14 protein-coding genes are annotated in these 13,372 nt (G+C 43.2%); 4 read left to right on the forward strand and 10 right to left on the reverse strand.

All coding sequences use genetic code 11. From position 1 onward, the window contains the following. Positions 1-51 precede the first annotated feature (51 nt). The 4 genes from FET73_RS09655 to FET73_RS09670 all read right to left on the reverse strand — a co-directional run bounded on the left by FET73_RS09655 (position 52) and on the right by FET73_RS09670 (position 3,016). Positions 52-507, reverse strand: coding sequence for a hypothetical protein (locus tag FET73_RS09655; RefSeq protein ID WP_154223735.1), 456 nt, complete (start codon positions 505-507; stop codon positions 52-54). Next, entirely contained in the window at positions 504-986 is a 483-nt protein-coding gene (locus FET73_RS09660) for a GNAT family N-acetyltransferase (protein ID WP_154223736.1), read from the reverse strand. The genes FET73_RS09655 and FET73_RS09660 overlap by 4 nt, the downstream gene beginning before the upstream one ends. 27 nt (positions 987-1,013) lie before the next feature. Next, positions 1,014-1,784: a Bax inhibitor-1/YccA family protein gene (locus FET73_RS09665; protein ID WP_154223737.1), complete on the reverse strand. Its 771-nt coding sequence runs from the start codon at positions 1,782-1,784 to the stop codon at positions 1,014-1,016. 140 nt (positions 1,785-1,924) lie between these two features. Beyond that, positions 1,925-3,016, reverse strand: coding sequence for a bifunctional chorismate mutase/prephenate dehydrogenase (locus FET73_RS09670; protein ID WP_154223738.1), 1,092 nt, complete (start codon positions 3,014-3,016; stop codon positions 1,925-1,927). Between the two features lie 81 nt (positions 3,017-3,097). Here FET73_RS09670 and FET73_RS09675 point away from each other — a divergent pair, with 81 nt between their 5' ends. Next, positions 3,098-3,799, forward strand: a complete 702-nt coding sequence (locus FET73_RS09675) for a CsgG/HfaB family protein (RefSeq protein WP_154223739.1) — start codon at positions 3,098-3,100, stop codon at positions 3,797-3,799. Between the two features lie 132 nt (positions 3,800-3,931). Beyond that, positions 3,932-5,041, forward strand: a complete 1,110-nt coding sequence (locus FET73_RS09680) for an OmpA family protein (protein WP_154223740.1) — start codon at positions 3,932-3,934, stop codon at positions 5,039-5,041. 66 nt (positions 5,042-5,107) lie between these two features. Here FET73_RS09680 and FET73_RS09685 read toward each other — a convergent pair whose 3' ends face one another. The 4 genes from FET73_RS09685 to FET73_RS09700 all read right to left on the reverse strand — a co-directional run bounded on the left by FET73_RS09685 (position 5,108) and on the right by FET73_RS09700 (position 9,584). Beyond that, positions 5,108-7,339, reverse strand: a complete 2,232-nt coding sequence (locus FET73_RS09685) for a DNA internalization-related competence protein ComEC/Rec2 (RefSeq protein ID WP_179952210.1) — start codon at positions 7,337-7,339, stop codon at positions 5,108-5,110. 26 nt (positions 7,340-7,365) lie between these two features. Continuing rightward, a complete protein-coding gene (gene lolD, locus FET73_RS09690; RefSeq protein ID WP_154223742.1) occupies positions 7,366-8,055 on the reverse strand; it encodes a lipoprotein-releasing ABC transporter ATP-binding protein LolD in 690 nt (229 codons plus the stop codon). Then, entirely contained in the window at positions 8,048-9,292 is a 1,245-nt protein-coding gene (locus tag FET73_RS09695; RefSeq protein ID WP_154223743.1) for a lipoprotein-releasing ABC transporter permease subunit, read from the reverse strand. The genes lolD and FET73_RS09695 overlap by 8 nt, the downstream gene beginning before the upstream one ends. A 100-nt stretch (positions 9,293-9,392) precedes the next feature. Beyond that, the gene (locus tag FET73_RS09700) at positions 9,393-9,584 is read right to left on the reverse strand and encodes a DUF2061 domain-containing protein (protein ID WP_154223744.1); all 192 of its coding nucleotides are present in this window, start codon (positions 9,582-9,584) and stop codon (positions 9,393-9,395) included. A gap of 135 nt (positions 9,585-9,719) precedes the next feature. On the opposite strand from FET73_RS09700, the gene FET73_RS09705 reads away from it, so the two are divergent. Together FET73_RS09705 and FET73_RS09710 are read left to right on the forward strand one after the other, a co-directional pair. Next, complete coding sequence (locus FET73_RS09705; protein ID WP_154223745.1) at positions 9,720-10,337, forward strand: trimeric intracellular cation channel family protein; 618 nt, start codon at positions 9,720-9,722, stop codon at positions 10,335-10,337. A gap of 84 nt (positions 10,338-10,421) precedes the next feature. Further along, on the forward strand, positions 10,422-10,976 hold the full coding sequence (locus FET73_RS09710; protein ID WP_154223746.1) for a hypothetical protein: 555 nt from the start codon (positions 10,422-10,424) through the stop codon (positions 10,974-10,976). Positions 10,977-10,987: 11 nt separating this feature from the next. Here the strand turns inward: FET73_RS09710 and ilvA are convergent, their stop codons facing one another. Together ilvA and ilvC are read right to left on the reverse strand one after the other, a co-directional pair. Continuing rightward, on the reverse strand, positions 10,988-12,262 hold the full coding sequence (gene ilvA / locus FET73_RS09715; RefSeq protein ID WP_154223747.1) for a threonine ammonia-lyase IlvA: 1,275 nt from the start codon (positions 12,260-12,262) through the stop codon (positions 10,988-10,990). Continuing rightward, on the reverse strand, positions 12,259-13,314 hold the full coding sequence (gene ilvC / locus FET73_RS09720) for a ketol-acid reductoisomerase (protein ID WP_154223748.1): 1,056 nt from the start codon (positions 13,312-13,314) through the stop codon (positions 12,259-12,261). The genes ilvA and ilvC overlap by 4 nt, the downstream gene beginning before the upstream one ends. Between the last annotated feature and the right edge of the window lie 58 nt (positions 13,315-13,372).

Here is a 13,372-nt window from a genome sequence, read left to right on the forward strand (position 1 = left end):
TGATTAATAGAATGCAACATTATAAAACGGACGGCGCTGATTGAAAACGGCTTATTGGAGATTAGCGCTATCTTTGGGACATGGCGAAAAAGCACAATTGTTATTTGGGTCTCTGCCAACATGACTTCCATTTGGACATTGCTTGACCTCTTGTGTACACATCATGGGCTCACTCTTTTTCATAACCGGCAACTCCTGACAGGCTTTGAAAGCACAGCTTTTCAGAGGGTCACGACTGACAAAACTACCGTCAGGACATTGTTTAACATCATCGGTACAGCCAGCAGAATTTTGAGGCTTTGTCTCTGGGCAAGCGTCAAATTCACAGTTATTGGCACTGTTTCGGCCAACACCACTGCCATCCGGACATATTTTCAATTCTTTGGTACATGCTTTCAAAGTGACTTTATTTTCAGTCAAATCTTTTGATTCTACTGATTTATCTTCGCCTTTCTCAACACAGGCTGCCAAATACAAGCAAGCCAATACCACCAAAAATTGTTTCATAATTTCTTTTCCCAGAACATTGCTGCACCCAATTGTGGGTCTAATTGATAATGTTTAAATCCATAATTTTCATAGGCAGTTTGTGCTATTGCATTTCCTTCAAGGACTTCAAGGGTTAACTTGCAACAGTCGCGGTCAACAGCTTCCTGTTCTGCTCGATCAAACAAGGCTCGACTGACACCCATGCGACGGTATTCTTGAGCCACCACCACATCATGTACATTCACCAAAGGCTGACAGGCAAAGGTCGAAAAGCCTTCAAAACAATTCATCAGACCGGCAGGCTGCCCGTCAACATAAGCGATCAAGCTGAATGCTTCCGGCCTTTGAGACAAGGCCGGAACCAAATTTTGCGCAGTGAAGTCACTCAAAGCCACGCCGCCGCCCATAGGATCAGTGGCATAACAATCTAACAACTCCATCATGTGTTTGGCATGTCGTGGGTTATTGTATTCAACTTTGATGACTTCAACACTCATGTCTATTCTCTGTTTATCTTCTCGCTGTTAATCTTCTTGGAATCGAGCCAACAAACGCAACAGCTCGATGTATAACCAAACCAAAGTAATCATCAAACCAAAGGCACCGTACCATTCCATATACTTAGGCGTGTTTTGTTCAGACGCACGTTCGATAAAATCGAAATCCAAAACCAGACTCAACGCCGCCAATCCAACAATCACCAAGTTCAAGCCAATGTTGAACATGCTGTTGTTGCCCATTTCAAAATAAGAAGGCGCGGCGCCAAAAAAGCTGGCGATAAAGCTCACAACATAAAACAAACCGACACCCATCAAAGCAAAAGCCATGACTTTCTTGAAAGTGCCAGTCACTTTAATGATACCCGTACGGTAGGCAAACAGCATAGAAAACATCACTGCAATGGTCAAACCAATGGCTTGAACCACCAAACCGGGGTAACGCATTTCAAAAACGCCTGAAATCGCACCGACAAACAAACCTTCAAGCACAGCAACAATCGGTGCGCCAATCGGTGCAGTTGTGGGTTTAAAACTGACCACTAAACTGGCAATAAAGGCACCAATCGCTCCAAATATCGCTAAACCATAACCCAAAGAAGGGTTGGTCATAATGGTATTCCAACTGAAAGCGCCAACAGCCACAACAACCATCAACAAGATGCCTGTTTTATTTATGGTGCCATTGACAGTCATGCGTTGCGAATCATCAACAATGAGTTCGTCAACAGGCCCTAAGCTCATGCTCTGCTGCTCAAATTGTTTCATTGCCGGGTTAGAAGATTGCATTTGTTTCATTTCTTTCTCTCAAAAATTTAAATTGTGTGAATTTACTGAGTACACTTTTTGCACTCAGCTTTCTTATCATTATATGCTGACTATTGTAAAAATCTCAAGCCAGATGTAACCAACTCTAACAACAAGCGTTTAACTGGGTATTAATCTGCAAAATATTGTTTGGCTTGATTCATAATCTGAGTAAAAGCCACATCATTGCCATCATGCACCAACTTTGTTAACCGTTGGACTGTATCTGATAAGGCATTGAGTGTACTTGGCGTGTAATGGTTCAGTTTTTGAATTTCATAATAAAGGTGTGGATTCTCATGTGAGACATTACGGGCAATGTCCAACTGAGCATCAAATGTGGTACTCGACAGTTGTGCCAAATGTTGGGCAGCTTCACCAGATTCTGTCAAAACCGTCATGAATGCGATGTTCAGGATATGAGACAAACCAAGCACATAAGCAATGAGGCGGTCATGATCTTCAAACTTCATGTCTATTCGCTCTGCCATGGTCGGATGGAACAACTGTTTGACTTGAGTGACCGCTTCTTCATCACCCATGTTAATGAATATGACGTGTTTATTAGACAGCAGTTGAGTGGCCGGTCCAAACATCGGGTGAATCGACACCACACGGCAGCCAGCATCTGTTAAAAGCCTCAACGGTCGGCGCAATGGACTTTTGATAGAACTGACGTCCAATACAATGCCACTGGGTTTCAAAGTGGCTAACTGCTCGATAATTTCAGCACTTTTTTGGATCGGCGCAGCAACAATGATGTAATCATGATCCAGTTCAATGGTTTCAATGTCGGCAATGAAATTTTTCTGACTGGACAATGGTGCCTGATCATTGATGTGAACATCAAAATTTTGGGTACTGAGGAATTGGGCAAACCATTGACCCATTTTTCCATTACCACCGATGATTAATGCTTTTTTGTTTGCACCATAGGTCGACTGTTTAACCTTTAGGTTTTCCTGTTTACTCAATGACGTTTCAATGATGAGTTCAAAAATACTTTGTGCTACCGTTTCATCTAATCCTGCTTTTTTGGCTTTGGCTTTGACGCCATCCATGACTTCTTTTTCTCTTTTAAAGTCGCGCGTGGGCTTATTAATGTCTTTCTTAACCAGACCAATTTCTTCAACATGGGCCTGCCTTTGAGCGATCAAAGAAATGATGTTGTCATCAATTTCGTCCAAATTTCTGCGTAATTCATCAAGTTTTTTATTATCCATGATTGATTGTCAGTAAAAATCAGGGTAGATTGTTGCAGTATAAGAAGCAATTATCAATATTTAAAAGTTAGAGGTGAAATTATGAAAAAGTTATTGTTATTAATCGTTACGTTGACATCGTCTTTCGGTGTCATGGCCAAAGACAGACCCGTTGTGGCTGTTTTGGACTTTACCAATTCTACACAAGCCCATTGGTGGCGTGCTGACGTAGGCCGTGAACTAGGCGGCATGCTGGCCAACGAACTGGTCTCAACAGGTGCATTCAAAGTGGTAGAACGTCAAAAATTAGACAGCGTTCTGGGCGAACAGGATTTAGGCGCTTCAGGTCGGGTTTCAAAATCATCGGCAGCCAAAATGGGTAAAGTCACCGGTGCTCAATACCTGATTACGGGTAAAGTGGCCGCTTATGAAGAAAACACCAAAGGCACTGGTGGCGGCATAGGCTTCAAAGGCTTCAGAGTTGGTGGTAAAAGCCAGAAAGCATATTTAGCAATCGACTTGCGTGTGGTGAATGCCACAACGGGTGAAGTTGAATATGTCAGAACAATTGAAGGCACCGCAAAAGGTGGCGGTATGAATTTTGGTGTTTCTAAAGGTTATTTTAGCGGCTCTTTAGGCGGTCAGAAGAAAACACCAGCAGGAAAAGCAATTCGTGCGGCATTGATTGAATCTACCGATTACTTGGCTTGCGTGATGTACGACCAAGACTCTTGTGTAAAAGAATACCGCGACAAAGAGCGTTCACGTCGTAACAAAACCAAGTCGTCTTTAGACTTAGATTAAAATAAAACAAAATGTACAAATACAAAGCCGGCACAGTCCGGCTTTTTTGTTAAAAGTTGTTAACATCTGATGAAATTGTTAAACTACGACAGTAAAATATTTCATTAACAAGATTACTGAGGAGTAAAAGAAATGAAAAAAGCGTTATTGATGGCCGGTTTAGTCGGCTTGACAGGCTTAAGCTCAGCCGCAGAATTTGATGAGCGTTGGATGATTTCTCCAATGATCAACTTCCATGCAGTTGACAGTGCCAAAGGTTTAGAATCTGACTTCGGCTGGGGTATTGGTTTGGGCAAATTTGTCAGTGAAAACTGGTCTGTTGAAGGAGAATTTGACACAGCTCGTTTCACTGCCGATACTGGCAACGGCGCCATTGACCAATACGCTGCAGGCATTATGGCCCGCTACCACTTCGGAGAAAAAGGCAGCTTACGCCCTTTCTTGGGGTTCGGTGGTGGTTACATTGACCATGACGGTGAAAAAGCATGGTCAGGCGTTAAATCAGATGACATTATGTTGAATTTGAGTGCTGGTGTCAGGAAAAAAATCAACGACCGCTTTGGCTTTACTTCAGAAATTAAATACCGCATAGACAATGATGACATTGTGGGTTCACAAAGCAGTTATGACGATTACATTTTCACAATGGCAATGAACGTGGCCATTGGTGCTGCATCTAAGTCAGCTGTTGCTGAAGACATTGTTACACCTGCACCTGTTGATTCAGATGGCGACGGTGTCAGCGATCAAGATGACCGTTGTCCAAACACACCAGCTGGTGCACAAGTTGACATGTATGGTTGTGAATTAGACAGCGACAATGATGGTGTTGTTAATTCGAAAGATAAATGCCCAGACAGCAAACCTGGTGCAGTAGTTGATGCTGACGGCTGTGAAGTTGAAGTTGTTATCGAATTACAAGGTGTACACTTTGACTTTGACAAATCTTCATTGAGGGCTGAGTCTTTTGCCATTTTAGATGCTGCTGTTTCTACATTGAGCACACATGGTAAGATTGCTGTAGAAGTCGCTGGTCACACTGATTCAAAAGGTTCAGAATCATATAACCAAGCTTTATCAGAAAGACGTGCTCAAGTGGTTAAAGACTACTTGGTCAACAAAGGCATTTCTGCAGATCGTTTGACTTCTAAAGGTTATGGCGAGTCTAGCCCAATGGCAGACAATGCAACTGAAGAAGGCCGAGCTAAAAACAGAAGAACTGAATTAATCATCCAAGATTAAATTCTGACGCTTTTAAAAATAAAAAACCCGGATTGATTCCGGGTTTTTTTGTGCTTAAATTTATTTTCATTCTTGTGGGGCATTTCGCCACAGTTTCGGAAAATCTTCCCTGAAACCATGAAAATGCCAAACAGGGTAATTTGAAGCGGTGACTTGTCCTAATTGTTGGGTGTCAAAGACAGGCATTTCATAACGCTCCATCACTTCAGTGGCTGGGTGATTAAATGGATTGTATTTTCCCGACGAATTGACCACCCATTGTGGCGACACTTGTTCAATAAACGCGGCCGTAGAAGATGTTTTACTGCCATGGTGGGGCATCAACATCACATCACTTTGTAATTTATCTGACTGAGACAACAAGCGGTATTCAACGGCAGATTCTATGTCACCGGTTAATAACAGGCTGCCGTGGACAGAACTGACCCGCAAAACACAGGAACTGTTGTTTTTCAGGTAGGGTATCAAATTATAAGGACTGAGCACTTCGAAAGTGACCTCATCCCATTGCCAATGCACGCCTTTAACACAGGAGATTTGACCCTCAGTTGAGCCATAGACTTTTTCTATGTTGATTAACTCTTTAAGGAAGGGTAAACCTCCTGCATGGTCATTGTCTTGGTGAGAAACCACCACCGCATCTAAATGCTTGATGGCTTCAATTTTTAATGCTGGCAGGACCACCGCTTCTGCCCAATTGAAGCCACTGTCATAAGCGGCACCTAAATCATACAACATGTCATGATTTCGGGTGCTAATGGCCACAGATAACCCTTGACCAACATCAAAAAACTGTGCTTTGAAAAACCCTTTAGGCAAGGACTCTTTGGTGTTTATAACAACTGGCAACAGCAAAAAGAATGCCCAAAATTTTTGTGGGATGACACGAGGCAACAGCATCAACAGCAAAAAGCCCATCAAAAACAGCCACTGCCACCAAGACATTGAAGGCACATCCATTGAAACCCAAGGCAACGACTCAAAAAGGTCGAGTATCCAATAGAACAGCTCACACAACAGCACCAAAATATCCATTAAAAATTCGGGCGGTTTGCCGACTAAAAACTGCCACATCAAAACCATGAACAACAAAGGCACAATGGCAACCGTCATTAATGGTATGGCCATCATATTGACTAAAGGTGCTACCCAAGTCACACGACCGAGCATCAATAGCTGCATAGGCATCAAACCTAGCAACAACACCCATTGTGCTTTTATCCACTGATGCCACTTCAATTTATTTTCGTCATGGCGGTTACCTTGCCCCTGGAACACCAGAATCAAAACGGCCACAGCACCAAAAGACAAAAACAAGCCGAAATCCAGCACCCCCAACGGATCAAACAAAACCACCAGAAATAAACTCAAAGACCACACATCCCATGCATAGGCTTTTCTTTTGATGAATTGGAAATACAAATAAACAGTCAGCATCAATAAAGCCCGCAAAGTCGGAACTGCCAGCCCAGCCAAAGCGGCATATGTTGCAGCCAATACCCATGCACTCATCGCTTGAATTTGAGGTCGGGTGATTCGCTCCTGTGGCCAGCATGCAAAAAACAGCCAACCCAAGCCATAGCCAACCGCTGCCATCATGCCTATATGTAGACCCGAGATCGCCACCAAATGGGCAGTGCCAGTATTTTGAAATCGTTTGAAATCTTCTTGATCAAAATGTGATTTGTCACCCACTGACAAAGCCATTAACAATGCACTGACTTTTCTGTCCTCTATTGATGCTTGCCAAAGCTTTGCCACTTCTGCCCGCCAACGATTGACGTGGTGTAAGGGGTTCCATGTATCAACAGTAAGTACTTTCCAAGTTTTGATTGTGCCAGTTGCTGCAATGTGTTTTCTGAACAACCAACGCTCACGATCAAATCCAACCGGGTTGGCGGTTCCATGTGGAGGCTTCAGGTTAACAACCAAGGACAAAACATCACCCGACTGCCAAGGTACCGTGTCATCCGAGTAATGGTTTAACAAATATTTATGAGATGATGAGGTGTCTTTGGCGACAATTTGGTGTCGGTCACTTTGACTTTTCACCAAGCCCAAAATTTGCACTTTGATATGCTGATCATATTTGGGTGACTTCAACTGCTGTGAAATATGCCATTGAGCCGTAATTCCAACCAACAACAAGCCCAAAAACAAAAACAAAACTGGCGTTAAAAACGTATTTTGCTTTATCCAGTTGGCCAAAACCAACAGCCCATAAAACGTTAACACCCCCCATACCCAAGACAAATCAGGTAGACACCAGATGTGAAACACACCCAGTACAAAAGCCAACAAATGGCTGTTGTTAACGCTTTTACTTAATTGCCACTGTATGGGTGTAAATCTCCAAGTCTTAATTCATAAATTTTTTGCATCTGCTGCGCCACTGCCATGTCATGAGTGACCAAAATCAAAGCCGTGTTATTTGCTTGATTTAACTCTAAAAACATATCCATAACAGACTGTGCCGTTTTTTCATCCAAATTACCCGTCGGCTCATCGGCTAAAATACAATCAGGCTGCATCACCAAAGCACGCGCAATGGCAGCCCTTTGACGTTCACCGCCTGATAATTGTGCAGGCCGATGCGTCAAACGCTCAGACAGTCCCACCTGCTTCAAAGTATCTGCGGCGATTTTAGCCGCTTCTTTTTTACCTTTCTTAGCGATCAACAGCGGCATCATGACATTTTCCAAAGCGGTAAACTCAGGCAATAAATGATGAAACTGATAAACAAATCCCAAATGCTGATTGCGCATCATGCCTCGTTTGTTGGCGCTCAGCTTTGATAAATCCTTACCTTTTAGCAGAATCTGACCAGCTGTGGCGTGATCCAAACCACCCAACAAATGCATCAATGTGCTTTTTCCAGAACCTGAAGCCCCCATGATGGCCACAGATTCGCCGGATTTAATGGCAAAATTTAAGTCCTTGAAAACCTGAACATTTTTTTCACCGTCTTGATAGGTCTTTGCCAATTGTTGACAACTTAAAATCACATCACTCATGACGCAAAGCCTCCGCAGGATGAATCTTAGCTGCACGCCAAGCAGGATATAAAGTAGACAAAACCGACATAACAAAAGCAATTCCAGCAATCATAACAACATCATTCTGTTGTAAATCAGCTGATAACTCAGTGATGTAATAAATATCTTTGGATAAAAATTCGGTATTAAACCAACCTTCAATTGCCTCAATAATACTACTGATATTCAAGGAAACGATGACACCCGCTACCAAACCTAACAGGGTGCCGACCAACCCAATCAAAGTACCAGAAATCATAAAAACCATCATGATGCGGCCTCCTGACAATCCTAAAGTCCTTAAAATCGCCACATCTGATTGTTTCTCAGTCACCAACATCACCAAAGTCGATAAAATGTTAAAAGCCGCCACAGCCACAATCATCGACAAAATAATAAACATCGCCATCCGCTCAGTGCGCGTGGCTTTAAAGAAATTAACGTGTTCTTGGGTCCAGTCTCTGATTTTCAAAAAACCATCTAAATTCAGGCCTATCTCTCGCGCTATGGCATTGGCACGCATTAAGTCATCCACTTTCAATCGCACCCCTTCGGCAGAACCTGAGGGCATGCGCAATAACTTTTGCATGTCACTCATGTGAATCAAGGCCAGTTTGAAATCGTATTCATACATACCGACCTCAAAAATACCGGTCACAGTAAAACGTTTCAAGCGTGGCGTTACCCCGACAGCCGTGGTGCGAAATTCAGGCACGTACAAAGTGACCTTATCACCTGGTCCCACCCCCAAATGTGCCGCCAAATCAACACCCAAAACGACATTGAATTCACCAGCTTGTAAATCATCCAACACCCCATAACGCATGGCATCTTGGAATTCTGTTACTGATGTTTCTAATTCAGGTTCAATCCCTCTGATCAAAGCGCCTTCGGTGCGCGAACCTTGTAACATGCCTTCACTGTGAATGTATGGCGCGGCACCCAAGACATGCTCATTCAGTTTGGCCGTTTCCGCAGTGGCTTGCCAATCATTTAATCGATCGCCAGTATAGGTTGAAATGGTGGCATGAGAAACGGTGCTCAACATGCGCTCTTTGAATTCTTTATTGAATCCATTCATCACAGAAACCACCACAATCACGGTCATCACACCCAAAGCAATGCCGCCCATTGAGATCAAAGAGATGAAGGAAATAAAATGGTTCTTGCGTTTGGCTTTGGTGTACCTAAGGCCAATAAAAAAAGGTAAGTTCATGATCGAGCTTGGCTTAATTCCATTTGATTAAGCAGCTATTTTCTATCAAAGCACCCAGTCTTACAACAGCTAAAGGTCACATTCTAAAACGACCCAATCATTAATCCGCAAGCTTTAACGAATTCCTTTCAAACCGTTGCCACACTTTTTCGTGAAAGTAAAAGCCAACAGTATTCACAGCTGGCTCAATCAAAGCCACTGTTCCACCAATTAAAAAGCTGCCAGTTAAGGCGTAAACCACCAAGAATGCAATGGAAAAATGCATGATGGCGAAAGTGATTGTTTTAATCATAGCATTCACAACTTAAGTGAGAATGATTCGCATTATCATACAAGGCTCATGAAAATACAAGACCAATAGAAAGGTTTATTTATCCATGCCATTTTTTTATAAGGTGGCTCAGTTAAGAACTGATAAAATGCCGACATGATGATTATCGATTACATTTATTTTGCGGCTGTATTTGTTTGCGCGGTCAGTGGTGCCATAGTTGCAGCACGAATGCACCTGGATTGGGTAGGCGCCACCGCTTTGTCATTGGCCACTTCTTTGGGCGGGGGCACATTCCGCGACCTTATTTTAGATCGAACGGTATTTTGGATTACTGAACCCATCAACATATGGGTGTCTATTTTTGCCACGGGCTTTACCATCATTTATCTTAAATATTTCAAGCCACCCCACAAGTCACTGCGATTGTTCGATGCCATTGGCCTCGCGTTCTTTACCATCTTGGGTGCAGAAATTGCCAGTGATTACCATGATTCAACCATCATCATTGTGTTATTGGCGCTGTTCACTGGTGTTTTGGGCGGTGTCATCAGGGACGTTTTATCAAATGAAGTACCCTTCATATTCAGACCTACAGAGACTTTATATTCGGTTTCTGCTTTGGTCGGCGTGGTCGTCTTTCTTGTGCTGAATAAATTTCAAATACCCAGTTTAATTATCAACTCAATGGCTATTTCATCAATCATTGTCATCAGAATGGCATCAATTTATTTCAATCTCAGGCTGCCCGCCATACGCATCAATGACGAATGACTCACTTTTTAAAAAGATGTTTACAACATTGAATTGATACGCTGCCACACTTAAAATACTTTTAATCACACAAATACTCGTATCATGCTCATAAAACTGCTATTAACTGCACTGACTTTAGTTACAAATCCAACCGAACAACTGACAACTTCAAGCAATCAATCCACATGGAACGCAGATTTATCTGCAGCCCAATTGATCAAGTCTGCATTGCACCCTTACCAAATAGATAAAACAGACCATTTATTGGTCACGATAACCACACCGATGAGTTCCAAGTCTAAAATGCATTTACCTAAAGGTGCTCACAACGCAGACAGTATTGAAATCACCATCCCTTTTGAATCTGATAACTATAAAAATATAGATGGTTCATTTAACATATCAGCACTTTTCATAGACATGAATCAAAAGATAGATAAAGCAACTGCATCAAATTCAAAAAACGCTGTAGCACACCTGTGTGGAAACCTCGCAGCCAGCAGTCAAGTTGTGGTCAGCTTGAGTAATTGTTCAATTGGCACACTCACCAACACCTATGAATGCAAAATTCACGATAAACTGAGTCGTTGGGAAGAAATCAAAAGGGACCAATCTAATATTTCATTCGCCCACAAATGCATCGCACCTGCTGACTAAGTCATAAATGATCACATCAACAAAGAAAACAGCTCAGGTTGGTGATTTAAATAATCACTGAAAAAACCTTGGGCCTTCATTTTATCCATCAAAGGTTCGAAGTCTGATTCACTTTTAAGCTCTATACCAACCACTGCCAGCCCGCTTTCTCGGTTGTGTTTTTTCTGGTATTGAAAATAAGTGATGTCATCATTTGCCCCCAGAATGTCAGCCACAAAAGACTTCAACGCCCCTGCCCGTTGTGGAAACCTGACCAAAAAATAATGTTTTAAACCATGATATAACAGCGCTTTTTCCCTGATTTCTTCAATTCGGGTGATGTCGTTGTTGCTGCCACTGAGAATACATACCACATGCTTACCTTTGATTTGCTCTTGATATTGTTGCAAGCCAGCCAAAGACAAGGCACCAGCTGGCTCAACCACAATGGCATCTTTGTTGTATAGATTAAGTATGGTTTGACAAACCAAACCATCATCAACGGTCAACACATCGGTCAAACCCGATTGGCACAATTCAAAACTGTGCTGACCCACTTGGCACACTGCTGCACCATCAACAAAACGATCTAACTGCGCCAAAGCAGTCGGGCGACCTCGCTCAATAGCTAACCCCATAGATGCCGCACCCGAGGGCTCGACACCAATGATTTTTGTTTCGGGTGACAATTGGCTAAACACAGAGACCATACCGGCAGCCAGACCACCTCCTCCAACAGGCACAAAAAGGTAATCAATCGGTTCATTGTGCTGTTTTAATATTTCCAAGCCAATGGTGGCTTGACCCGCAATGACCTCAGGGTCATCGAAAGGGTGAATAAAGCGCAACTGCTGCCGTTGTGCAAATGCCATGGCTGCATCGTTAGACTGATCAAAAGTATCGCCTATTAACTTCACATCGACCCATTGATCGCCAAACATATTGACCTGCTCAATCTTTTGTTTGGGCGTCGTGACAGGCATGAATATGGTGGCCTTTACTTGTCGCTTCTTCGCCGTATCTGCAACACCTTGTGCATGGTTACCAGCGCTGGCACAAACCACATGGTTTAGCTTGGTGTCTCGTTCCATTAACGCGCTGATTTTATTGTAAGAACCGCGAATTTTATAAGAACGCACGGTTTGTAAATCTTCACGTTTTAGCAGCACTATTGCCCCGAAAAGTTCGGAATAAGTCGTGTTCAGGGACAAAGGTGTTTCATTAACCACACCCGACAGCCGCTGAGCGGCTGCCGAAACATCGATAAAAACACCTTTATCATGGTTTTTGCGTTCTGCAACAGTCATGCTTCAGAACCTTGTTCTGGCCTTAACTTACGCACCTGTAAACCTGTTTGCCACAACTCTGATTCCCTCAATGTTTGTAACTCTTCGTTCAACTGTAAGCGGTAATCATCGTGTTGGTTGGCCGCAATCACACGCTCAGCTTCCTGCCCAGAAGCCACACTTTGATAAAGGCTTTCAAACAAAGGCACATTGGCTTCCCTGAATTTATGACGCCAATCTAATGCGCCGCGTTGCGCTGTTGCTGAGGTATTGGCATACATCCAATCCATGCCTTTTTCGGCAACCAATGGCATCAAACTTTGGGTCAGCTCCTCCACTGTTTCATTGAATGCCTCTGAAGGCGAATGGCCATGGTGACGCAGCACTTCATATTGTGCCTCAAATAAGCCAGCCAATGCCCCCATCAAAATGCCTCGCTCACCAGTCAAATCTGAATACACCTCTTTTTCAAAATCTGTTTCAAACAAGTAACCAGAACCAATCGCCATTCCCAAAGCGACTGCCGTTTGTTGCGCTTCTCCTGTAAAATCTTGGAATACCGCGTAGCTGGAATTCAAACCCTTTTTGTCTAAGAATAAACGGCGCAATGAGGTGCCAGACCCCTTAGGTGCAACCAGAACCACATCCACATTTTCAGGTGGGATGATGTCCGTTTGGTCATGAAAAGTGATGCCAAACCCGTGTGAAAAATAAAGCGTATCACCTGCATTCAACCCGACTTTGATTTGCGGCCAGGCAGCAATTTGACCTGCGTCTGACAGCAGGTTCATCACCACATCTGCTTTTTTGGCAGCGGTGGCCACATCAAATAAATTCACGCCCGGCTGCCAACCATCGGCCACAGCTTTGTCCCAAGAACTGGAATCAGCCCGTTGTCCGACAATCACATTCAATCCATTGTCTCTTAAATTCAACGCCTGTCCGGGCCCTTGTACACCATAACCCAGAACGGCAATGGTTTTATTCTTCAGCTGCGCTTGCGCTTCTGTTAAAGGGTATTCTTCGCGAGTAACCACTTGTTCCCAAGTACCGCCGAAATTGATTTTTGCCATGATATGTTCTCCTGTTTTTTTAATTAAATTGTTGTGAGACATCTACATATGTCTCGTA

The organism is Marinicella rhabdoformis (assembly GCF_009671245.1).
GTDB classification, from domain to species: Bacteria; Pseudomonadota; Gammaproteobacteria; order Xanthomonadales; family Marinicellaceae; genus Marinicella; species Marinicella rhabdoformis.

Bases quoted from the DNA above. Each gene is read 5' to 3' on its own strand.
- FET73_RS09655 (WP_154223735.1), bottom strand. From the start codon at position 507: ATGAAACAATTTTTGGTGGTATTGGCTTGCTTGTATTTGGCAGCCTGT.
- FET73_RS09665 (WP_154223737.1), bottom strand. From the start codon at position 1,784: ATGAAACAAATGCAATCTTCTAACCCGGCAATGAAACAATTTGAGCAG.
- FET73_RS09670 (WP_154223738.1), bottom strand. From the start codon at position 3,016: ATGGATAATAAAAAACTTGATGAATTACGCAGAAATTTGGACGAAATT.
- FET73_RS09710 (WP_154223746.1), top strand. From the start codon at position 10,422: ATGCTCATAAAACTGCTATTAACTGCACTGACTTTAGTTACAAATCCA.
- FET73_RS09680 (WP_154223740.1), top strand. From the start codon at position 3,932: ATGAAAAAAGCGTTATTGATGGCCGGTTTAGTCGGCTTGACAGGCTTA.
- FET73_RS09705 (WP_154223745.1), top strand. From the start codon at position 9,720: ATGATGATTATCGATTACATTTATTTTGCGGCTGTATTTGTTTGCGCG.
- lolD (WP_154223742.1), bottom strand. From the start codon at position 8,055: ATGAGTGATGTGATTTTAAGTTGTCAACAATTGGCAAAGACCTATCAA.
- ilvC (WP_154223748.1), bottom strand. From the start codon at position 13,314: ATGGCAAAAATCAATTTCGGCGGTACTTGGGAACAAGTGGTTACTCGC.
- FET73_RS09700 (WP_154223744.1), bottom strand. From the start codon at position 9,584: ATGATTAAAACAATCACTTTCGCCATCATGCATTTTTCCATTGCATTC.
- ilvA (WP_154223747.1), bottom strand. From the start codon at position 12,262: ATGACTGTTGCAGAACGCAAAAACCATGATAAAGGTGTTTTTATCGAT.
- FET73_RS09660 (WP_154223736.1), bottom strand. From the start codon at position 986: ATGAGTGTTGAAGTCATCAAAGTTGAATACAATAACCCACGACATGCC.
- FET73_RS09695 (WP_154223743.1), bottom strand. From the start codon at position 9,292: ATGAACTTACCTTTTTTTATTGGCCTTAGGTACACCAAAGCCAAACGC.
- FET73_RS09675 (WP_154223739.1), top strand. From the start codon at position 3,098: ATGAAAAAGTTATTGTTATTAATCGTTACGTTGACATCGTCTTTCGGT.